This window comes from Tomitella fengzijianii (assembly GCF_007559025.1).
GTDB lineage: Bacteria > Actinomycetota > Actinomycetes > Mycobacteriales > Mycobacteriaceae > Tomitella > Tomitella fengzijianii.
In genome coordinates, this window is sequence record NZ_CP041765.1 from 144,518 (window position 1) to 164,058 (window position 19,541).

Annotated in this window: 16 protein-coding genes; 8 read left to right on the forward strand and 8 right to left on the reverse strand. The window is 70.6% G+C overall.

Annotated features, from left to right (window positions below; translation table 11 throughout):
* Positions 1-14: 14 nt before the first annotated feature.
* From FO059_RS00685 to FO059_RS00700, 4 genes are read right to left on the reverse strand one after another with little or no spacing between them, the layout of a single operon-like run.
* Positions 15-1,196, reverse strand: coding sequence for a lipid-transfer protein (locus FO059_RS00685; protein ID WP_143905514.1), 1,182 nt, complete (start codon positions 1,194-1,196; stop codon positions 15-17).
* The gene (locus FO059_RS00690; RefSeq protein WP_143905516.1) at positions 1,193-1,621 is read right to left on the reverse strand and encodes a hotdog family protein; all 429 of its coding nucleotides are present in this window, start codon (positions 1,619-1,621) and stop codon (positions 1,193-1,195) included. The genes FO059_RS00685 and FO059_RS00690 overlap by 4 nt, the downstream gene beginning before the upstream one ends.
* On the reverse strand, positions 1,618-2,064 hold the full coding sequence (locus FO059_RS00695; protein WP_143905517.1) for a Zn-ribbon domain-containing OB-fold protein: 447 nt from the start codon (positions 2,062-2,064) through the stop codon (positions 1,618-1,620). The genes FO059_RS00690 and FO059_RS00695 overlap by 4 nt, the downstream gene beginning before the upstream one ends.
* Entirely contained in the window at positions 2,061-2,615 is a 555-nt protein-coding gene (locus FO059_RS00700; protein WP_372497890.1) for an FAS1-like dehydratase domain-containing protein, read from the reverse strand. Before FO059_RS00700 ends, FO059_RS00695 begins: the two co-directional genes overlap by 4 nt.
* 267 nt (positions 2,616-2,882) lie before the next feature.
* Between FO059_RS00700 and FO059_RS00705 the strand changes: the two genes are divergently transcribed.
* The 4 genes from FO059_RS00705 (at position 2,883) to FO059_RS00720 (ending at position 8,499) form a co-directional block, all read left to right on the forward strand.
* Positions 2,883-3,467 (forward strand): TetR/AcrR family transcriptional regulator, encoded by a 585-nt coding sequence (locus tag FO059_RS00705; protein WP_143905521.1) that lies wholly within the window; start codon positions 2,883-2,885, stop codon positions 3,465-3,467.
* 253 nt (positions 3,468-3,720) lie between these two features.
* On the forward strand, positions 3,721-5,334 hold the full coding sequence (locus FO059_RS00710) for an ABC transporter substrate-binding protein (protein ID WP_143905523.1): 1,614 nt from the start codon (positions 3,721-3,723) through the stop codon (positions 5,332-5,334).
* Complete coding sequence (locus tag FO059_RS00715; RefSeq protein ID WP_143905525.1) at positions 5,331-6,959, forward strand: class I adenylate-forming enzyme family protein; 1,629 nt, start codon at positions 5,331-5,333, stop codon at positions 6,957-6,959. Before FO059_RS00710 ends, FO059_RS00715 begins: the two co-directional genes overlap by 4 nt.
* A 67-nt stretch (positions 6,960-7,026) precedes the next feature.
* Positions 7,027-8,499, forward strand: a complete 1,473-nt coding sequence (locus FO059_RS00720) for an acyl-CoA carboxylase subunit beta (RefSeq protein WP_233266866.1) — start codon at positions 7,027-7,029, stop codon at positions 8,497-8,499.
* A gap of 6 nt (positions 8,500-8,505) precedes the next feature.
* Here FO059_RS00720 and FO059_RS00725 read toward each other — a convergent pair whose 3' ends face one another.
* Positions 8,506-9,939, reverse strand: coding sequence for an aldehyde dehydrogenase family protein (locus FO059_RS00725; RefSeq protein WP_143905527.1), 1,434 nt, complete (start codon positions 9,937-9,939; stop codon positions 8,506-8,508).
* Between the two features lie 213 nt (positions 9,940-10,152).
* On the opposite strand from FO059_RS00725, the gene FO059_RS00730 reads away from it, so the two are divergent.
* Complete coding sequence (locus FO059_RS00730) at positions 10,153-11,274, forward strand: NDMA-dependent alcohol dehydrogenase (protein ID WP_143905529.1); 1,122 nt, start codon at positions 10,153-10,155, stop codon at positions 11,272-11,274.
* A 113-nt stretch (positions 11,275-11,387) separates the two neighbouring features.
* Here the strand turns inward: FO059_RS00730 and FO059_RS00735 are convergent, their stop codons facing one another.
* Positions 11,388-11,861 (reverse strand): hypothetical protein, encoded by a 474-nt coding sequence (locus FO059_RS00735; RefSeq protein ID WP_143905531.1) that lies wholly within the window; start codon positions 11,859-11,861, stop codon positions 11,388-11,390.
* Between the two features lie 95 nt (positions 11,862-11,956).
* Here FO059_RS00735 and FO059_RS00740 point away from each other — a divergent pair, with 95 nt between their 5' ends.
* On the forward strand, positions 11,957-12,523 hold the full coding sequence (locus FO059_RS00740) for a lipoprotein LpqH (protein WP_143905533.1): 567 nt from the start codon (positions 11,957-11,959) through the stop codon (positions 12,521-12,523).
* 31 nt (positions 12,524-12,554) lie between these two features.
* On the opposite strand, the gene FO059_RS00745 is transcribed toward FO059_RS00740, so the two are convergent.
* Positions 12,555-14,162: a hypothetical protein gene (locus FO059_RS00745; RefSeq protein ID WP_143905534.1), complete on the reverse strand. Its 1,608-nt coding sequence runs from the start codon at positions 14,160-14,162 to the stop codon at positions 12,555-12,557.
* A 170-nt stretch (positions 14,163-14,332) separates the two neighbouring features.
* Here FO059_RS00745 and FO059_RS00750 point away from each other — a divergent pair, with 170 nt between their 5' ends.
* Positions 14,333-15,277: an arylamine N-acetyltransferase family protein gene (locus FO059_RS00750; RefSeq protein WP_143905536.1), complete on the forward strand. Its 945-nt coding sequence runs from the start codon at positions 14,333-14,335 to the stop codon at positions 15,275-15,277.
* 61 nt (positions 15,278-15,338) lie between these two features.
* Here the strand turns inward: FO059_RS00750 and FO059_RS00755 are convergent, their stop codons facing one another.
* Positions 15,339-16,946 carry an ABC transporter substrate-binding protein gene (locus FO059_RS00755; RefSeq protein WP_143905538.1) on the reverse strand — a complete coding sequence of 536 codons (1,608 nt, stop codon included), beginning with the start codon at positions 16,944-16,946 and terminating at the stop codon, positions 15,339-15,341.
* Positions 16,947-17,136: 190 nt separating this feature from the next.
* Between FO059_RS00755 and FO059_RS00760 the strand changes: the two genes are divergently transcribed.
* Entirely contained in the window at positions 17,137-19,512 is a 2,376-nt protein-coding gene (locus FO059_RS00760; protein WP_143905541.1) for an arylsulfatase, read from the forward strand.
* The last annotated feature ends 29 nt before the right edge of the window (positions 19,513-19,541 follow it).

A 19,541-nucleotide genomic window follows, 5' to 3' on the forward strand; every position in this document is an offset into this window, starting at 1 on the left:
TGGGTGAGGCGCGCTCAGTGGTCGGCGGAGAGGACGAGGGCGCTGTGCGGTACGGGGGAACCGCCGGTGACCAGGACGTTCGCGAGGTCCTTGGCCGGCTGGTTGACCGAAGTGCCGCGGATCAGCCGCACGGCCTCGGCGATCCCGTTGACGCCGTGGATGTATCCCTCGCCGAGCTGGCCTCCGTTGGTGTTGACCGGCAGCCTGCCGTCGAGCTCCAGGTTGCCGTCCGCGATGAAGTCCTTGGCCTCGCCTCGTCCGCAGAACCCGTACTCCTCCAGCTGAAGCAGCACCATGGGGGTGAACGCGTCGTAGAGGATCGCGGCGTCGATGTCGGCGGTGCCCAGCCCGGACTGCTCCCACAGCTGCTCCGCGACCAGCCGCACCTCGGGCATGTCGTCGATGTCATCGCGGTAGTAGCTGCTCATCGAGATCTGCTGGGGGCCCACGCCTTGCGCGGCGGCGGAGATCACCGCCGGGGGGTGCGGAAGGTCGCGGGCCCGCTCGGCGCTGACGATCACCAGCGCCTGGCCGCCGTCGGACTCCTGGCAGCAGTCGAGCAGCCGGATCGGGTCGGCGATCATGCGCGAGGCCTGGTGGTCCTCGATGGTGATGGGGCGCTCGTAGAACCACGCCGCCGGGTTGTTCGCCGCATGCTTGCGTGAGAGAACGGAGATCGCCCCGAAGTCGGCGCTGGTGGCCCCGTAGCGGTGCATGTAGAGCTGCGCGAGGAACGCCTCCTGCTGGGCCGGGGTGAGCAGCCCGTAGGGGTTGATCCAGTTGCGGTACTCCTGATCGGTGTTCTGGTTGTAGGCGAAGGCGGGCGGGCCGGCGCCGAAGCGGTGGCCCGAGCGCTCGTTCATAGCGCGGTAGACCACGACCACGTCGGCGACCCCGGAGGAGACGGCCAGCGCCGCCTGCTGCACCGGCGCGCACGCTCCGCCGCCGCCGTGCGGGATGCGGCTGAAGAACTTCAGTTGCGGGATGCCGAGCGAGCGGGCGACGGCGATCTCCGGGTTGTTCTCCATGGTGAACAGGGAGACGCCGTCGACCTCGTCGACGCCGATCTGCGCGTCGTCAAGCGCCGCGAGCACGCACTCACACGCCAGCTGCCACTCGCTGCGGCCGGAGTTCTTCGAGAATTCGGTGGCGCCGATGCCCGCGATCGCGGCGGCGCCGGACAGTCCGCTGCTCATCGCGCGGCTCCTTCCGGGGATACGGCCGAGTCGACCGGTGCGACGGTCACCTGCGCCGTGACGTGGACGCCGCGCGCGTTGCTGCCGTGCACCCGCACGGTCACCGCGTCGCCGTCGAGCCCGGTGACCTCGCCCGTGAAGGTCATCGTGTCACCGGGGAAGTTCGGCACCCCCAGGCGCAGAGAGGTTCTCGTGATTCGTGACGCGGGCCCGGACCAGTCGGTGATGTACCGGTCGAGCAGGCCGTTGGTGGTGTTGATCGACATGAAGATGTCGGGCGTGCCGCGGTCGCGCGCCTTGCCCGGGTCGTGGTGGACGTCCTCGAAGTCCTGCGAGGCGATGGCGGCGCCGACGATCAGCGTCCGGTCCAGCGGGATCTCCAGCGGCGGGAGGGCGTCGCCGATCGTGCAGCGGGGCATGCTCATCGCGGCTCACCGTCCCCGCGCCGGCGGAGCTGCGGCAGCACCTCGCCATGCGCGTGCTCCGCGAAGCCCACCTCCAGTTCCATCCCGAACTCGAGATCGGCGTGGTCGATGCCGGCGATGTCCGCCACCAGCCGGGTGCCCTCTTCCAGGTCCACGAGCCCGACGGCCAGCGGATAGTCGAAAGCGGGGTCCTTGGGATGGTGCAGCACCGTGTAGCTGTGCAGGGTGCATCGGCGCGCGGACTCGACCGTGTCCCACTTCATCGAGCGGCAGTGCGGGCAGGACGGCGACGGCGGATGCCGGAGCGTCTCGCACTCGGTGCAGCGCTGGATCTCCAAGCGGCCCTCGCGCGCCGCGGCGAAGAAGAACTCGTTGTCCTGTGTGATCGTCAGCCGCGGCACCCCGGTGTGCGGCGTGGCGTCCGGGCTTTGCTGCGCGTTCACGCGGCGCCCTCCTTGCGTGTCGGGTCGAATCGGAGGAGGCGGAAGCGTTCCTCGACGAGAAGCGCGTCGCCCTGATCCAGGTACCGCTTGAGGAGGGTGATGAAGCACCCGCGGCCCAGTGCGGTCTGTTTGATCGGCGAGATCGACTCGATGGTGAAGTGGCAGGTGACGTGGTCGCCTGGGCGCAGTTCCGCGTGATAGTCCTGCTCGACGTCGGTGGCGACCACGGACGTGAACCCGGCCGCGTCCAGCTCGGACAGCAGCTGCGAGTACGCGAAGTCCTCGGTGACGCCCTCGGCGCGGAGCCGGTGGATCTCCCGATGCCGGCGGTAGCCGGCCATCACCCACGTCGAGATCATCGCGGGCGGGCAGACCACGTCGGGTCGGCCTGTGGCCTTCGCGGCCGCGCGGTCGACGTAGACGGGGTTGAAGTCGTCGTGCGCCTCCGCCCAATTGCGGATCATCGCCTCGTTGACGGCGTAGCGCGCCACCCGCGGCGGCTCCGCCTCCCGGCCGACGTAGGCGGCGAATCGCTGCCCCGGGTCGTCCACGGCGGCACCGTCGGGTTGCGCCTTCAGGTTTTCCACATGCACCTCCGGCTCTCGGTGATCCCGTTCCATCAGAGTTGAGCAAGCGCTTGATCTAGAATGACCGACATCACTGTCAAACGCAATACCCGGCCCGCGCCGCGCTGGATCGGCGCCGGTGGCGGGGCTCTGCGGCGACGCGGACGCGCAGTCCCCGCGTGGGGCGGAGGCGCCCCCCGTGGGCCGGTGACGAAGGATGGTGACCGATCAGCGGCACGAACGGGAGGAACCATGGGGACCACTGGAGACCGGAGGGAGGCGATCCTGTCGGGCTCGGCGGAGCTGTTCGCAGCCAAGGGCGTCGCGGGCACCACCGTGCGCGACATCGGCGAGGCGGCCGGGGTGTTCTCCGGCAGCCTCTACCACTACTTCAAGTCCAAGGACGCGATCGTCGATGAGCTGATGCGCGGGTTCATGACCGACGTCCAGGCGCGGTTCGATCGCGTGGAGAAGGCCGCGGCCGATCCGGAGGGCGTCGTGCGCGGGCTGATCCGGGAGACGCTGGAGGTGATCGAGGCCTATCCGCACCAGACGGCGATCTACCAGCGGGACCGGGCGTACCTGCGCGATCACGGGCTGCTGGACCCGGTCGACGACGTGTCGAGGGGAATGCGCGGGTACTGGCTGACGGCGATCCGGCGTGGGGCGGAGCAGGGCGTGTTCCGTTCGGACATCCCGCCGGAGATCTTCTACCGGTCCGTCCGCGACACGCTGTGGTCCACCATGCACTGGCCGGACCGGCGGAACCATTCCACGGAGGAGTTCGCCGAGCTGATGGCGTCCCTGTTCCTCGGCGGCTTCCACTCCGGGCGGTGACCGCGGGCCGGCGCGTGTTCCGGCGGCCGGCCCCGCTCGGCGGCGCAGCTGGAGTGTGACCTGTTTCGCCCGCACGGGTCGTCTGTTACCTTGCTCATGTAGCAAACGCTTGGTCAACACCGGCACGGCCCGGACCGCGTGACCGCGGAAGGCGCCGGGACCCGATGAATCCCGCGGGCGGCGCGGTCTCCGCGGCTCCAGGGGCGTCCGGGTGAACGCCGGCGGCCTGTCCCGCACGAGGAAGGACTCCGCAATGAGATCGAACCGACGAGCGTTGGTGCGGCTGGGAGCGGTCGCGGCGGCCGCGGCGCTTCTGGCCACGGGATGCGCGAACTCCGGCGATTCTGCGGGCGGCGACTCATCGGCGACCGCGGTCGCGGACCTCCAGGACGGCATGGTCAACGTCGCCGAAGCCGAGGGGGAACCTGTCGAGGGCGGCGAGCTCAGCTTCGCCGCGTACTCCGAGCCCAAGGCGGTCGACCCGGCCAAGACCATCGCAGCGGTGACCACCGGTGGCCTCGAACTCGTGAACGTCTACGACTCGCTGATGCGCTATGACACGGAGTCGCAGTCGGTGGTGCCGCAGATGGCGGAAGGCCTCACGCACTCGGACGACTATCGGACGTGGACGATGACGTTGCGTGACGGCGTGGAGTTCTCCGACGGGACCCCGCTCGACGCGGCGGCCGTGAAGGCGAGTCAGGAGCGCTATGCGCAGGCCAAAGGGCCGGAAGCCGGACTGTGGACGGCGAACGTCGCGGGCATCTCCACCCCGGATGAGCGCACGGTCGTCTACGAGCTCGACAAGACGTGGCCGGAGTTCGACGTGATGCTCACCTCCGGGCCCGGAATGATCGTCGCACCGTCGGCGGGACCTCCGGGCGAGGGTTTCACGCCCATCGGCGCCGGCCCGTTCACCCTCGGGGAATGGCGCCAGGGCGAGTCGATGACGCTCAAGGCCAACCCGGACTATTGGGGCGGCAAGCCGCATCTCGACGCGGTGAAGGTGGTGTACATGCCCACGATGGAGGTGTCCAAGGAGACGTTCTTCAACGACGGTGTCGACATGACGTTCGTCCGCGAGCCCGATGACGTCACCGAGTTGCTGGGCAAGAACCTGCCGGGCTACGTCAACATGACGTCCGCCGCGAACACCTACATCATCAACGCGGCTCCGGGCCGTCCGGGATCGGACCCGCGCGTACGCAAGGCGATTCAGCTTGCGACCGACCCGTCCGTGCTGGCGCAGCGCGCGTATGGCGACCCGGAGTACGGCGAGAGCGAGTTGTTCCCGGAATACTCGCGCTGGCACACCGACGCCGCAGGACCGGAGTTCGATCCGGAGCGGGCGAAGAAGCTCGTCGCCGAAGCGAAGGCCGACGGGGTCGGCACCACGCTCGTCTCGATCAACTCGCCCGAGCAGGCGCGCCAGCAGCAGGCGCTGGCGTTGGAGGCGCAGCTCGAAGCAGTCGGGTTCGACGTCGACACCAAGATCATGCCCACCATCGGCGACCAGATCCGGGTCATCGGCTCCGAACGGAACTACGACTTGGGCGCCTGGGGGCTGTCGTACCGCGAGTCGGACCCGTTCGCCAAGATGTTCGACACCATGCACAGCGGAGGCAAACAGCTCTACGGGATGTCCACCAGCCCGGAGATGGACGTTTTGGTGGACCAGTTCCAGACTGCCACGGACAAGGATGCGAAGCTGCAGGCGATGGCGCAGATCCAGCAGCAGGTGAACGAGGACGTGCCGTTCATCAACATCGGCTATTTCGCCGAGTACACCGCCTGGCATGACAACGTGCATGGTGTGGAGGGCAGCTCGAACTCCATGATCCTGCTCGGCGACGCGTGGAAGGCGTGACGCCGGGGCGCCCGGGCGTGGCGCGGGCACCGGAGACGCTCCCCGTGATCCACGGGGAGGACGTGCACGGAAGGCGGATGCCCGTGTTCGCCGACCGGGACCGCTCGCTGGTGGACATGCTGGAACGCTCACGCGCGCACGGCGATCGCGTCTACCTGGTCTGCGACGGACGGCGGGTCACCTTCGCCGAGCACTACCGGATGGTCGCCGCGCTGGCCGGGGAGCTCCGCGACCGGTACGGGGTGGGGCCGGGGGACCGGGTGGGGATCCTGGCCGCCAACAGCATCGAGTGGATCGTGACCTTCTGGGCGACGGCATCTCTGGGCGGGATCGCCGTTGCAATGAACTCGCACTGGGCGGTGGGCGAGATCGCCTACTCATGCGGGCATGTCCGGCCGTCGGTGATCGTCGCCGACGAGCGCCGCCGCGAGCGCCTCGCGAAGGCCGCGGCGGAGTGGCCGGCGGCACGGGTGCCGATGCTGGCCATCGAGTCCGACCTCGTCGACATCGGCGCGGCGCCCGGCGCCGCCGAGTCGCCCGGAGTACGTCTGGCGGAGGACGACCCGGCCGTGATCATCTACACCTCGGGCACGACCGGGAAGCCCAAGGGCGTCGTGCATTCGCATCGGAACCTCATCGCCGCCCGCGACTTCTACCGCTACAACGACGCGGCCGCGGCCGCAGCGGGTGCGCCGCAGTCCGAACGCCGCTACCTGATGACCAGTCCGCTGTTCCACATCGCCGCGCTGCACAACGTGGCGGTGCCCCGTCTCGACAACGGGGAGACAGCGGTGATCGCCACGGGGCGTTTCAGCGTGGACCGCGTGCTGGAGCTCATCGAGCGCGAAGACGTCACGCACTGGACCGGCGTACCCACGATGGCGCACCGGCTGCTCGAGGAAGGCAACGCCGCGGGCCGCGACCTGTCGTCACTGCGTTCGTTCTCGCTCGGCGCGGCGCCGACTCCGCCCGCGATGCGTGCCGCCCTGCGTGAGTTGCTGCCGCAGGCCACCTCTTCTATGGTCGCGACCTACGGGCAGACGGAGTGCGCCACCGCCGCGACGATCGCCACGCCGGCGCAGTTGGCGGCGAACCCGCGCTCGGTCGGCCGCGCCGCGGTGAACACGCAGATCCGCGTCTGCGACGACGACGGCGTGACGGTGCCGGACGGCGTCGAGGGCGAGGTGTGCGTGCGCGGCGCGGTGGTGATGCTCGGCTACTGGGACGACCCCGAGGCCACGGCGCGGACCATCGATGGCGACGGGTGGCTGCACACCGGGGACATCGGCGTGCTCCGGGACGGCGAGCTGGAGATCAACTCGCGCCGCAGCGACCTGATCATCCGCGGCGGCGAGAACATCTACCCCGTGGAGGTGGAGGACGCCCTGGACACCCACCCGGGCGTGGCCGAGTCGATCGTGTTCGGCAGCCCCAGCGCGGAGTACGGGCAGGAGGTGGCGGTCGTGGTCGTGCTGCGGGACGGCGCCGAGGCCGACCACGATGCGTTGCGGACCCACCTGGCGGGCCTCGTCGCCGGATACAAGATCCCGTCGTCCTGGACGGTGAGCACCGAGCCGCTGCCGCGCAACGCGACGGGCAAGGTCGTACGCAGCGCATTCACCTGACCGGGTCCCCGGTGTCCGGCCGCCGATCCGTATACACAGAGCTATTGGGAACAGGAAGGACGCCGCAGTGGGCCACCGCGACGACTGGGCGCCGCTGCTCGCCTCGCTGGAACGGCGGCGCGCCGCCGCCCGCGCGATGGGCGGCGACGAGAAGCTGCGCCGGCACCGCGCGGCGGGGCGGGTGGACGCGCGCGAGCGCATCGCCCGGCTGCTCGACTCCGGCACGTTCACCGAGGTCGGTCTGCTCGCCGGCCGCTCGGAGACGCCCGCCGACGCGTTCGTCGCCGGTTCGGGGACCATCGACGGCCGCCCGGTCTTCGTGGGCGCCGAGGATTTCTCGGTGGCGGGCGGGTCCATCGGCGTCGCCGCGGCCACCAAGCGGGCGCGGGTCGCCGGGCTCGCCCGGCAGGAGGGCGCACCGCTGGTGCTCATGCTCGAAGGGGCGGGCCACCGCGCCGCCAACAGCCTCGAACCGCAGCGCCCTGCCCCCAACGACCTGCAGGTGCTCGCCGAGATGGCGGGCGAGGTCCCGGTGATCTCTGTCGTCACGGGCCCGTCGGCGGGGCACGGCGCGCTGGCCGCGCCGTTGTCCGACTTCGTTGTCATGGTCGACGGCCTCGCGTCCCTGTTCACGGCCGGGCCACCGCTGGTGCGGGCCGCTACCGGCGAGCAGGTGACCAAGGAGGAACTGGGCGGGCCGCGCGTGCACGCGGCGGTCAGCGGCGTCGCCCACAACGTGGCCACGGACGTCGACGCGGCGCTGGCGCTGGTGCGCCGGTACCTGTCCTATCTCCCCTCACGCGCGGGCCAGGCGCCGCCGTTCACCCGCACCGGCGACGGGGATCGCACGGTGGACGCGCTGCTGGACATCATCCCGCCCGACCCGCGGCGGCCGTACGACATGCTCGACGTGCTCGAGGAGATCGTCGACGAGGGCACGCTGCTGCCGATACAGCCGGAGTACGGCCCGTCCATGATCACCGCGCTGGCCCGGATCGGCGGGCGCTCTGTCGCCGTCGTCGCGAATCAGCCCGCGGTGCTGGCCGGCGCGATCGACGTCGCCGCCGCGGACAAGGCCGCGCGGTTCGTCGCGACGACGGCCGGTTTCGGCCTGCCGTTGGTGCAGCTCGCCGACAACCCGGGCGTGCTCTCGGGCAGCGCGTCCGAGCGGGCGGGGATCCTGCGCGAGGCGGCCCGGATGTTCGTCGCGCAGCACCGGGCGGCGGTGCCCAAGCTGCACGTGACCATCCGCAAGGCGTTCGGTTTCGGCAGCTCGGTGATGGGGCAGAACGCCTTCGGCGGGCAGACGGTGTCGCTCGCCTTCCCCGGCGCGATGCTGGGCGGCATCCCGGCCGCGGTGGGCGGGGAAACCTCGGGCGCCGATGACGACACCCGCCGCGCGTTGGTCGAGCACGAGGCGTCCGGGCCGTGGCAGTTGGCGCAGACCGCCACCTACGACGACGTCATCGACCCGCGGGAACTGCGGAACCGGCTGCTCGCCGCGCTGCGCGCGTGCCGGCACGGCGTCGCCATCGCGTGACCGGCCCTACCGCGTGATCATCGACGCCATCATCTGCTCGAAGCCCTCGGGGTAGAGCGCGGCGGGCGGCTGCCCGGCCCCGGCGGGGGCGTGGAAGACGCTGCGCGCGTGGCTGAACTCCACGAACCCCTCGCGTCCGTGGTAGTGGCCCATGCCGGAGTCGCCGACCCCGCCGAACGGCGCGTCCTCGAGTCCGGGGTGCAGCATCAGGTCGTTGACGGTCACGCCGCCGGACGTGCTGCCGTCGAGCACCGCCTGCAGCTCGTCGTCGTCCGTGCCCAGCCAGTACAGGGCCAACGGTGCGGGCCGCTCGCCCAGCGCTGCGAGCACGCCGTCCACGGCGTCGTAGCCGAGGACCACCACCGCCGGGCCGAACAGCTCCTCGCGCAGCACGGCCGCGTCCTCGGGCGGGTCCACCACCACATGCAGGGGCGTCCGCCGGCCGTCTTGCTGCTCGTCGGGCACGGTCTCGACGCGGGCACCGCGGGCGCGTGCGTCGTCGACGAGGCCGGCCACGCGCCGGGCGTGCCGCTCGTCGACGATGCTGATCGCCCCCGGATTGTCCTGCACGGTGGGCACGAGCTGCGCGTAGGCGCCGGTGAGCGCGGTGACGAACGCGTCGACCGATTCGCGCGGAACGTACACCAGGTCCGGGCTCACGCACAGCTGTCCGCCGTTGCTGGACTTGGCGCCCGCCACCTTTCCTGCGGCCGCTGCGAGGTCCGCGCTGCGCGAGACGAGCGTCGGCGACTTGCCGCCCAGTTCCAGCGTCACCGGCACCAGGTTCTCGGCGGCGTTGCGCATCACCGCCCGGCCCACCGGCGTGCTGCCGGTGAACACGAGGTGGCCGAACGGGCGCGCCGTGAACTGCTCCGCCACCTCCGGGCCGCCGGTGACCACGGCGACGTCGAGCGGGTCGATGCGCTCGGCGAAGAGCCGGGCGACGGTCTCCGCGGTCCGCGGCACCACTTCGGAGGGCTTGAGCACGGCGCGGTTCCCCGCGGCGAGCGCCGAGGCGAGGGGGCTGAGCAGGGTGAACACCGGCGCGTTCCACGTGCCCAGGATGCCGACGGTGCCCTTGGGGGTGTAGCGGATCTCGGCGGTGGCGCCGTACTGGTCGTACGGCGCGTACGCCTGGCGCGGCTCCGGCGCCATCCACTCCTCCAGGCGGTCGCGCGAGGACTTCAGCGAGCCCAGCGAGCCCAGGATGTCGTTCATGATCGAGTAGCCGCGATGGCGGCCGCCGAAGTCCGCGTCGATGGCGGAGACGATCGCGTCGTACTCGTCCACCAGCAGGTCGATCACCGCCTGGATGCGGGCGCGGCGTGCGGCCGCGGACGGCATCCCCTCGGCCAGGCGCGCGGCGCGCTGGCGGGCGAGGATGTCGTCGAGCGCGGCAAGGGTGTCCGCGGTGGAACCGGACTCTGCGACGGTGGTCATGCGCGCGTGCTCCTCATCCTGGGGTGCGAGTGATGGCCTCGACGCTAGATCCGCTGTGACCCGGGCAACATTCGTGTCCTGCCCAGTGGACACTCGGGGCGGCTCCGCACGGATTCGCCGGTAGACCAAGGGAAGCCGGCGTGACCGGCCGGATCATGCGGAGCGCGGACCGGCGGGCACGGCGTAGACCATCGGACGACGAGGAGAGACCGGATGCGTACCAGGGGAGCCGTCATCACGCAGGCGCCGGGCAAGTTCGAGGTGGTGGACCTGGAGCTGGACGAGCCGCGCCGCGACGAGATCATGGTGCGCATGGCCGCCTCGGGCCTGTGCCACTCGGACGCGCACATCGCGGCAGGCGACCACGCGGTGCACAACTACCCGATCTGCGGCGGCCACGAGGGCGCGGGCGTCGTGGAGCGAGTGGGCCCGGGAACGGAGGGCTTCACGGTGGGCGATCACGTGGTGTTCTCGTTCCTCGCGGCGTGCGGCAAGTGCCGGTGGTGCGCGTCGGGCATGCAGAACCTGTGCGACCGGGGTGCCGCGATCATGACCGGCGGGCGGCCGGACGATCCCGACAGCCACCGCATGCTCCTCGACGGCGCCCCGGTGGGGCAGACGTGCGGGCTGGCGACCTTCAGCGAATACACCACGGTGCACGTGGACAACGCGATCAAGGTGCAGGACAAGTCGCTGCCGCTGGACCGGCTGTGCCTGCTCAGCTGCGGCGTGGGCACCGGCTGGGGCGCGGCCGTCAACTCGGCGCGCGTCTACCCGGGGCAGACGGTGATCGTCATGGGCACCGGCGGCGTGGGCATCAACGCCGTCCAGGGCGCGGCGCACGCGGGCGCGTCGCGGATCATCGCGGTCGACCCGGTGGCCTTCAAGCGCGAGAGCGCGCTGCGCCTGGGCGCCACCCACGCCGTGGCCGACGTCGAGGAGGCCGCCGAGCTGGCCCGCACCTTCACCAACGGGCAGGGCGCCGATGCCGCGATCGTCACCGTCGGCAACACCACCGGCGAGCACATCGCGGCCGCCTTCTCCTCGATCCGCAAGGCCGGCGTGTGCGTCGTGACGGGCCTGGGGAAGATGTCCGACGTGGGGCTGCCCATCAGTCCCCTGGAGCTGACGCTGTATCAGAAGTCGCTGGTGGGATCCCTGTTCGGCGCGTCCAACCCCACCGTCGACATCCCCTGGATGATCGACATGTACACCGCCGGGAAGCTGGAACTGGACTCGCTGGTCACCAACACCTACACGCTCGACGAGGTGGCGAAGGGGTTCGAGGACATGGAGGCGGGGGTGAACCTGCGCGGCGTGATCGTGTTCGACTGAGCTTTCGCCGCGGGTGGCGCGTCACCGGCCGCCCGGCTTTGGTGGACATTTGGCTGGGGATCGGCGGATTTTCGACCAGATGTCCACCAAAGCGCACCAGTGACGGGACCGCCTCACAGCCAGTGCGCCAGCCCCACAGCGAACAGTGCGAGGGTGAGCAGGCTTATCGTGCCGCGCAGCGCGGCGGCGGATCGGCCGCCGCGGGCCACGTGGCCGTCGAGCGCCCCGCCGCTCTCCTCCGCCCGGCGGCGCAGGCGGGTCATGTTCCGTGCCTGCACGATCCCGGCCGCCAACCCGACGACGAGCGCCGCGGCGATCGTGGCGAGCGCGGTGCTCATCCCCGTCCACGGCGCGGTGCCCAGCAGCACCGCGCCGACGATGAGTCCCACCAGCAGGTCGACCGTCGCGAAGACCCCGAAGGCCCGCCCGAACGCGCGGAAGAACGCCACCCGTGCCATCGGATCCAGAGTGGCGGAGCTGATGCGGGCGACGAACACCACCGTCACCATCCCGCCGATCCACAGGCAGGCCGCGAGGATGAGGATGCCGAACAGGGTGCTTTCCGCGCCGGTGGACAGGCTGGTCATCGGGTTCCGTTTCGCCGAGGGTGTGCATCCGGTCTACCACCGGCCCCGGCGCATGAGGAGCCTGGGCGGCCGCCGGTTCTGTTAGCGTCGGCGCCATGAGCGGGACAACGAGCAGGAGAGGTGTCCGGGCGGCCGCCGCGGTGGTCTCAGTCGCGGCGATTCTCGGAGCGTCGGCGTGCTCCTCATCCGGCGACGGCCAGGACGACGCCGCGAGTACTGCGCCGCCGGGCGCCGCCCCGGCCGAAACCGCGGAGCCGGGTGCGGCGCAGCCGGTGCCGCAGCAGACCGGGAAAACCGCACCGGCGCAGTCCGGGATGGGTGCCACCGTGAAATCCGTGGTGCTGAACGGTGCCCCGCAGGACACCGGCTTCCCCGACGTGCGCTGCGACCACGAGCACGACGAGGGCTTCCCGCAGATCGAACTCGAGGCGCAGGATCGCGCGGCGAACAGGGAACTGCAGGTGGAGATCGTGCTCTCCGATCCGCCCAGGCTCGACGACTTCGAGCTGGAGCAGGGGCGCGACGAGTGGCAGGCCACCGACGCCGACAGGACGGGCGCGGAGATCACCGTCGACGGTGCGAACTACCGCGTGTCCTCCGCGGTGACGCAGGACGACACCGAGGCGGCGGGCCGCATGGAGGTGGAGTTCACCTGCCCGTAGACCCGTCCCGGCGTGGCGGGCGCGCAGAGCATCACCGCGCGGGTGGGCCGATGCGGAGCATGCGGCCCACGGTCCCCTGCCAGTACACGCCGGGCCCGTCGCCGTCGCCGGTGTTCGGTGCGACCGTTCCGGTGAGTTCCATCGGCTCGTCCAGCGGGGCGTTTCCGACGAACGAGCGCACCACCTCCGCGCCGGTGTCGGCGTCGATCGCCGTGTAGTACACCGGCCCGACCTTCTGGGGCAGCCCCGCCGCCAGCAGGTCCTGGACGCCGCGTTCCGCTTCGGCCGCACCGGGGAGCTCGGCCGACTGCGCCGGCAGCGCGGGCAGGTCGCCGTAGGACAGGCCGTGGATCAGCCTGTCGCCGGTGGTCGCCTTCGGCAGGGTCGCGGTCCGGGTGTTCGACGTCCACTGCCGGGTGCAGCCGCTGCCGTCGGTGACGATCGAGGTCATGCCGCCCCGGTATGGCGCCTGAGCCGGCACCGCCGGGCCGTCGACCGCCATCGGGAAGTACTGGAATCCGTACGTGTTCGCGATGATGAGCGACCATTCGCCGCCGCCGGGCGACTCGAGCGCGATGGGCGAGTTCTCGGACTGGGCCGGCCCCGCGATCAGCCGGCCGTCGGGCGCGGCGGTCTCCGGGTGCAGCGTGGTCGCGAACGCGGGCATCTCGCAGCGCACCTCCCCGCTGGCGCGGTCGAGGACGAACAGCGTCGACTGGTCGGCGGCGTCGAGGTAGGCGACGTAGTCGTCCTGATTCGGCCCGAAATACGTGGGCGTGGAGCCCGACCCGTGGCTGAGCATCCCCGGGTGCCGCGCCGCGCCGGGGTCGTAGGCCCGCCGCCATCGGATGCGCGGCTGACTGTCCTCGCCCTGGTCCACCTCGTAGAGGGCGCGGGTGGTCATCACCGAGGCGCCGCCGGGTCGCACGGTGATGCCGTTGGAGACGCGTTCACCCGCCGGCTGCCCCGCGTCGGCGGGCAGGTCGAGGGTCCGCGCCGACGCGGGCTCGCCGGGGACCACCGTGCCGACCACCGCGTTTACGGTGACGAACCAGATGCGGCCGTCGACGCCGGGGGCGAGACCCGTGACGTAGTCGCCGTCGCGGATGAGCGGGTCCAGGTCGGCGAGCACCTCGTCGGTGAGGGTCCACGCGCCGGCGGCGTCGCGGCTGTGCCCGACGGCGTGGAGGACTCCGTCGCCGTCCGCGATGACGACGCGGTCCTGGTCGTCCAGGTACCCGTACACGCCGCCGAGCAGCGCCCCCTTCGGCAGCTGCATGCGCGCGAGGGGAGCCGCGGTGGCCGGGTCGAGCAGCACGACCATGGGCGGCGTGGTCTCGAGCGGGTCGGTGCCGACGTAGGCGGTGCACAGGGCCACGGGCATGCCGTCGCCGCCGACGAACACCGACGAGCACGTGCCGCCAGGGATCGACGCGTGCACGCCGGTCTGCGTGCCGGGGCCCTGGCCGGGGATGGTGTCGGTGGAGTAGATGTCGCCGTGCACGGTGGCGGTGCCGAGGGGGCCGAGGCCCGGCGTCCCCGGCACTGCGCCCGACGGTGCGGCGAGCGCCGTCGCCGCCGCCAGCACGGCCGTCACGGTGACCGCTCCGCGGCCGGCGGCCCTGATGCGTCGTCTCATGCGTGGCTCCTACCGCTGGAGGGTCGGCGGCGTGCCCGGGCACGATGGACATGGCGACACCCAGCGGCTGTCGATGCAACTCGTAACGGCAATGTCCGTGACAAAATGTAGCGACGAAGCCGCATAAGTGCAATAGATCACAGCAAAATCAAGAGGGGGCGCTGCCGCCGATGCCCACTGAACCAACGCCCGCTGAACAGCCCGCCGAACCGATGCCCGCCGAACCGGCGCGGTCGCGGCCGTCCCCGTCGGCGTCTCCGGCGGAGCCGCCGCTGACCGGCGCGTCGTGGCGCACCGACCTGTTCGATATCCCCGAGTACCTGCGGATGATCGGGATGGTCGAGGTTGCCGACGGCAACCGGCCGGAGCCGTCCGTCGAGCTTCTCTCCGCGCTGCACGAGGCGCACGTGCGGGCGCTGCCGTTCGCCAACGTCGACGCGCTGATGGGCACGCACCCGGGCGTCGCCCCCGATGCGGTGCAGGACCAGCTGGTGCGGCGCGGCCGCGGCGGATACTGCTTCGAGCACGCGCAGATCTTCGCCGCAGCGGCCGAGCACCTGGGCTTTCCGGTGCGCCGCGCGCTGGGGCGGGTGCACTCGCCGACCAACACGCGCACGCACATGACGGTGCTCGCCGAGGCCGGCGGGCGGAGGTGGATGTGTGACCCGGGCTTCGGATACAGCCTCCTCCGCCCGCTGGCGCTGGAGGACGGGGCGACCCAGGACCTGGGCGGGCGGACGGCGCGCCTCGCGCTGCTCGACGACGACGGCGCCCCGGTGTGGGAGTTGAGCCGCGACGGCGCCGTGGAGCACCGCACGGATGAACTGCCGGTGAAGCCGGCGGACGTGCGCGCCGGGCACTTCGTCACCTCACGTGAGCCGCACTCGCCGTTCGTCAACCACCTGATGGTGATGCGTCACATGCCCTACGGGCACGTGACGATCACCGAGGGGGCGCGCACCGTGCGCACGGCCGGCCGGCCCACCGAGCACGCGCAGATCTCCGTCGACCAGGCGGTGGACGGCGTGCGTGAGCTCGGCGTGCGATTGGGCGAGGAGGACCGGGAGCGGCTCGCAGCCAGGCTCGACGCGCTGCGGCGGGGCGGAGCAGCCTAGGTACTGCGGGCTGGTCGGCCGGGCCGCGTCGTCGTCATGCCGGGCCGCCGTCGATCCGGCGTCACTTCTTGATCCAGGTGTTGCCCAGCAGCATGATGCCGTCGTTGCTCGGCGTGGCGCCGTAGACGTCGGGGTTCCAGGCGACGAAGTTCGCGCCCCAGCCCAGGTTCACATAGGGCACGTCCTCGTGGATCTTCTGCTCGATCGCCTTCAGCGCCGCCTTCTCGGCGTCCTCGGTGGTGGCGTGCTGCGCGGTGTCGAGCAGCTTGTCCATCTCGGGGCTGTCGTAGCCGAGGATGTTGTTCGACGAGTTGCTCCGCAGTGAGGCGGACAGGCGCATGTAGGGCACGGCATCGGAGATGCTGTAGCTGCCGTGTCCCAGGTCGAAGTCGTGATCGACGTAGAGGCGCTTGACCATGTCGGTGACCGTGGCGGCGTATTCGACGTCCACGTCGATGCCGACCGCGCCGAGTAGGGCCTGCGTGGCGGTGGCGGTCGCCTGCGAGGTCGGGTCGTTCACACTCACATAGCTGAGTTTCCCGTCGAACCCGTTCGCCTTGGCGGCGTCGACGAGCTGCTTGGCCTGCGCGGTGTCCTGCTCGAACGCGGGGACGTCGTTGTGCCACTTGGACCACTCGGCGAAGATCTTGGTCGTCGGGTGCCCGTCGCCCTTCAATGCGCGCTGGTTGATCACCTCGGGATCCATGGCCAGGGCGATCGCCTTGCGGAGGTTCGGGTCCGCTCCGGGGTGGCCCTCACGGTTGTTGATCTGCAGCACATCGTTGACGTTGAGGGGCTCGTAGAACCCGGGGTACTCGCCCTTGGCGTCGGCGACCCACTCGGCGGAGCGCAGGAAGGTCATCTGGACGCCGCCGGAGCTCAGCGCCTCGATGCGGGGCTGGCCGCCGGCGATGTTGACGAACTTGAGGCTGTCCAGATACGGCTTCCCGTCCCAGTAGTCCGCGCGCGGGGCGAGCTCGAGCGACTCGGCCGGCGCGAAGTTGGCGACGGTGTAGGGGCCGGCGCCGATGGGCTTGAAGTTGTTCGGGTCCGCGTAGGCGGCCGGCGCGAGGATCATGCCGTGACCGAAGGTGAGAAGCGCGGGGAACTCCGACCACGGCGCGTTGAGGGTGACCGTGACGGTCTGCGGGTCGGTGGCCTCGATGCTCTTGACGCCGGCCTTGAACTGCTGGCTGTTGGCGCCGCGGTTCTCGTTGAAGCGGTTCATGCTGTCGACGACGGCCTGGGCGTCCAGGGGCGTGCCGTCGGAGAAGGTGACGCCCTCGCGCAGGCCGATGGTCCAGGCGAGGTGGTCGTCGCTTTCGGTGAGCGACTCGGCGAGCTGGGGGACGTACTCCTGCTTGTCGGCGTCGAAGCGCACGAGAAGGCCGTAGATGTTGGCCATCTCGGTGCCGCCGGTCGAGCCGGCGGGCTGGGTCTTGGTGGGGTCGAGGCTCGACGGCATCGAATAGCCGGCGAAACTCAGGGTGCCGCCGCTGACGGGCTCACCGGCCTCCGGCTGGTCGCCGATGATGCCGGCCTGCGTGACCTCCGCCGCGCCGCTCTCGCCGGAACCGGATCCGCTGCCGGCGCTGACGCAGCCTGCCAGCAGCGTGGAGCTCGCGAGCATCGCCGCTGCGGCCACCCCGATCCTTCTGTTCCGTGTCATGGGTTCCCTTCCATCGAGACGTCATCTGCCCGAACTGCCTGCGGCGCTGCGCAGAACAGTCGTGTGCCATCGCCGTCGCCGGGTGGCGTCCGAAGCCCGATTCTGTGGCACATCGCACAGCGACGTGCACGTGATCCCACAGGGCGGGAATGGGATTCGCTTCCGGTGATGTGTGTCTACCGTCATCGGCATGACGAATAGTGGCCGGATGCACCGTGATCGGCACGCCCCTTCCGCTGACGGGTTCAGTGGAGTGATCGCCGAGGATCTGCCCAGCGCCGTTCCGTCGTGGCCGGCTCGGCCCGGGCCCATCGGAGGTCCGGGCGGCACCGCGCCCGATGTGATCGTCATGATCGTCGACGACATGGGCTATTCGGACATCGGTCCATTCGGCTCCGAGATTCCCACCCCGAACCTGGATGCGGTCGCGGCTGAAGGTGCCACGCTGACGGACTTCCACGTGACGCCCACCTGTTCGCCCACCCGCGCCTCGCTGCTCACCGGCTGCAACTCGCATGCAGTGGGGATGGGCGCGGTCGCGAACGTCGATGACGGCTTCCCCGGCTATGCGGCCGAACTCCCGGAGAACCAGCCCACGATGGCTGAGACGTTCCGCGCGGCCGGCTACGCCACGATGGCGATCGGGAAGTGGCACCTGTGCCGCGAGCAGGACATGCATGCCGCCGGAGACCGCCATTCATGGCCGGTTCAGCGTGGGTTCGACCAGTACTACGGATTCCTCGAGGCGCAGGCCAATCTGCACAACCCGGCACAACTCTACGAGGGCAACAACCCGGTGCACACCACCGAGTACCCCGAGGGCTATTACCTGACCGACGATCTGACCGATCGGGCCGTCACGATGATCGCCGAATCGGCCGCGGCAGAGCCGTCGAAGCCCCTGATGATGTACTTCGCCCACGCTGCCGTGCACTCGCCGATGCACATCAAGCCCGGTGCGGCAGAAAAGCATCGCGGCCGTTACGACGCGGGCTGGGAGTCGATCCGTTCCGAGCGGCGTCGACGCCAGGACGAATTGGGCGTGATCCCGGCTGAGGTCGGTACCGCCCCGCTCGACGACGCCCTCGGTCCGGACGTCCCGGGATGGGACGCACTGGCCGAGGACGGCCGAAGCCTGGCGGCCCGGCATATGGAGAATTACGCCGCGATGATCGAAACGATCGACGAGTCCGTCGGCCGGATCCGCGACATTCAGCGCAAACTGGGGCGACTGGACAACACGATCTTCGTGTTCCTGTCCGACAACGGCGCGTCCGGCGGGGGCGGCGGTGATGTCGGCATCATGAATCACCTGTCGAATCTGAATCGCGCGCACGTGCCGACGCCGGACGAGCGTGTGGCCGAGGAGATCGGCTGGATCGACGAGCTCGGGGGCCCCTCCACGTGGCCGCTGTACGCGACAGGGTGGGCCACCGCCTCGAACACGCCGTTCCGGCGTCACAAGTTCAGCACTTACCGGGGCGGGCACCAGGTGTCCTTCCTGATCTCCTGGCCGACCGGGCTCGGCCGGCTGGGCGTACGTCACCAGTACGCACACGTGACAGACCTGCTGCCGACCGTGGCCGAACTGGCGGGCGTGGCTGTGCCGGCCACCCGGAACGGCCGCGATGCGCGAACACTCGACGGGTCCTCGATGGTCGAGGCCTTGCGCAACCCCGACGCGCCGAGTGCGCACGGCGACCAGTACTACGAATGTCTCGGCGAGCGCGCCTTCTATGCCCCGAGCCTCGACGGGCACCCCGCCTGGGAGGCGGTGGCCGATCATACGGCGGCCACCGCATTCGCCGAGGACCATTGGGCGTTGTACTCGGTCGACCGCGACCCGGTCCAACTCGACGACGTCGCTGCCGAGCATCCCGGAACGGTCGCGGAGCTCGCGGCACGGTTCGACGCCGCAGCCGTCGCCAACAGCGTCTATCCGATGTCCAACGGCAGCCCGCTGCACTTCATGCAGCGCGATCCGGCGGAGGAGCGTTTCGCCACCGAGACGGTCCTGTTTCCGGAGACGCCGCCGCTTGAACGGTTCCGGGCGAACCAGCTGATCGACGGCCGCTCGTTCACTATCGATGTGGATCTGGGACCGGACGGCTACCGCCCGGGTGACGAAGGTGTACTCGTCGCGCACGGGGGGCAGGAGTCCGGATATGTGCTCTACATTTCAGGCGGCGAGCTCATCGTGGAGCAGAACGCGTGGGGGCGGACCATCGTGTCCGATCCGGCGCCGGTTCCCCAGGGGGCACGCAGACTCCGACTGAACGTCGAAGCGCCCGGAAAGCACCGCTGGATCGCGTCGTTGGAAGCCGACGGTAGGTCACTGCGTACCGGGGTCGACATGCTGCAGCTGTCCTGGCTCGTGCCGTTCAGCGGGTTGGCAGCGGGAACCATGTCCCGCTCGCCGGTCTCCCGGCGACTGCATGACGACCACGGGATGTTCCCGTACTCGGGCACGTGGGAGTCCATCACCATCCGGCCCGGAGAGCATGCCCCTGATGCCCCGGCCGTGATGCTGGACGCGATCCGCCGCATGGGTGCGCCCACGCAGTAGGCGCGCACCATCCGCCCGGAATCTGGCGT

Bases quoted from the DNA above. Each gene is read 5' to 3' on its own strand.
- FO059_RS00690 (WP_143905516.1), bottom strand. From the start codon at position 1,621: ATGAGCATGCCCCGCTGCACGATCGGCGACGCCCTCCCGCCGCTGGAG.
- FO059_RS00755 (WP_143905538.1), bottom strand. From the start codon at position 16,946: ATGACACGGAACAGAAGGATCGGGGTGGCCGCAGCGGCGATGCTCGCG.
- FO059_RS00740 (WP_143905533.1), top strand. From the start codon at position 11,957: ATGAGCGGGACAACGAGCAGGAGAGGTGTCCGGGCGGCCGCCGCGGTG.
- FO059_RS00735 (WP_143905531.1), bottom strand. From the start codon at position 11,861: ATGACCAGCCTGTCCACCGGCGCGGAAAGCACCCTGTTCGGCATCCTC.
- FO059_RS00730 (WP_143905529.1), top strand. From the start codon at position 10,153: ATGCGTACCAGGGGAGCCGTCATCACGCAGGCGCCGGGCAAGTTCGAG.
- FO059_RS00725 (WP_143905527.1), bottom strand. From the start codon at position 9,939: ATGACCACCGTCGCAGAGTCCGGTTCCACCGCGGACACCCTTGCCGCG.
- FO059_RS00685 (WP_143905514.1), bottom strand. From the start codon at position 1,196: ATGAGCAGCGGACTGTCCGGCGCCGCCGCGATCGCGGGCATCGGCGCC.
- FO059_RS00710 (WP_143905523.1), top strand. From the start codon at position 3,721: ATGAGATCGAACCGACGAGCGTTGGTGCGGCTGGGAGCGGTCGCGGCG.
- FO059_RS00750 (WP_143905536.1), top strand. From the start codon at position 14,333: ATGCCCACTGAACCAACGCCCGCTGAACAGCCCGCCGAACCGATGCCC.
- FO059_RS00705 (WP_143905521.1), top strand. From the start codon at position 2,883: ATGGGGACCACTGGAGACCGGAGGGAGGCGATCCTGTCGGGCTCGGCG.
- FO059_RS00760 (WP_143905541.1), top strand. From the start codon at position 17,137: ATGACGAATAGTGGCCGGATGCACCGTGATCGGCACGCCCCTTCCGCT.
- FO059_RS00745 (WP_143905534.1), bottom strand. From the start codon at position 14,162: ATGAGACGACGCATCAGGGCCGCCGGCCGCGGAGCGGTCACCGTGACG.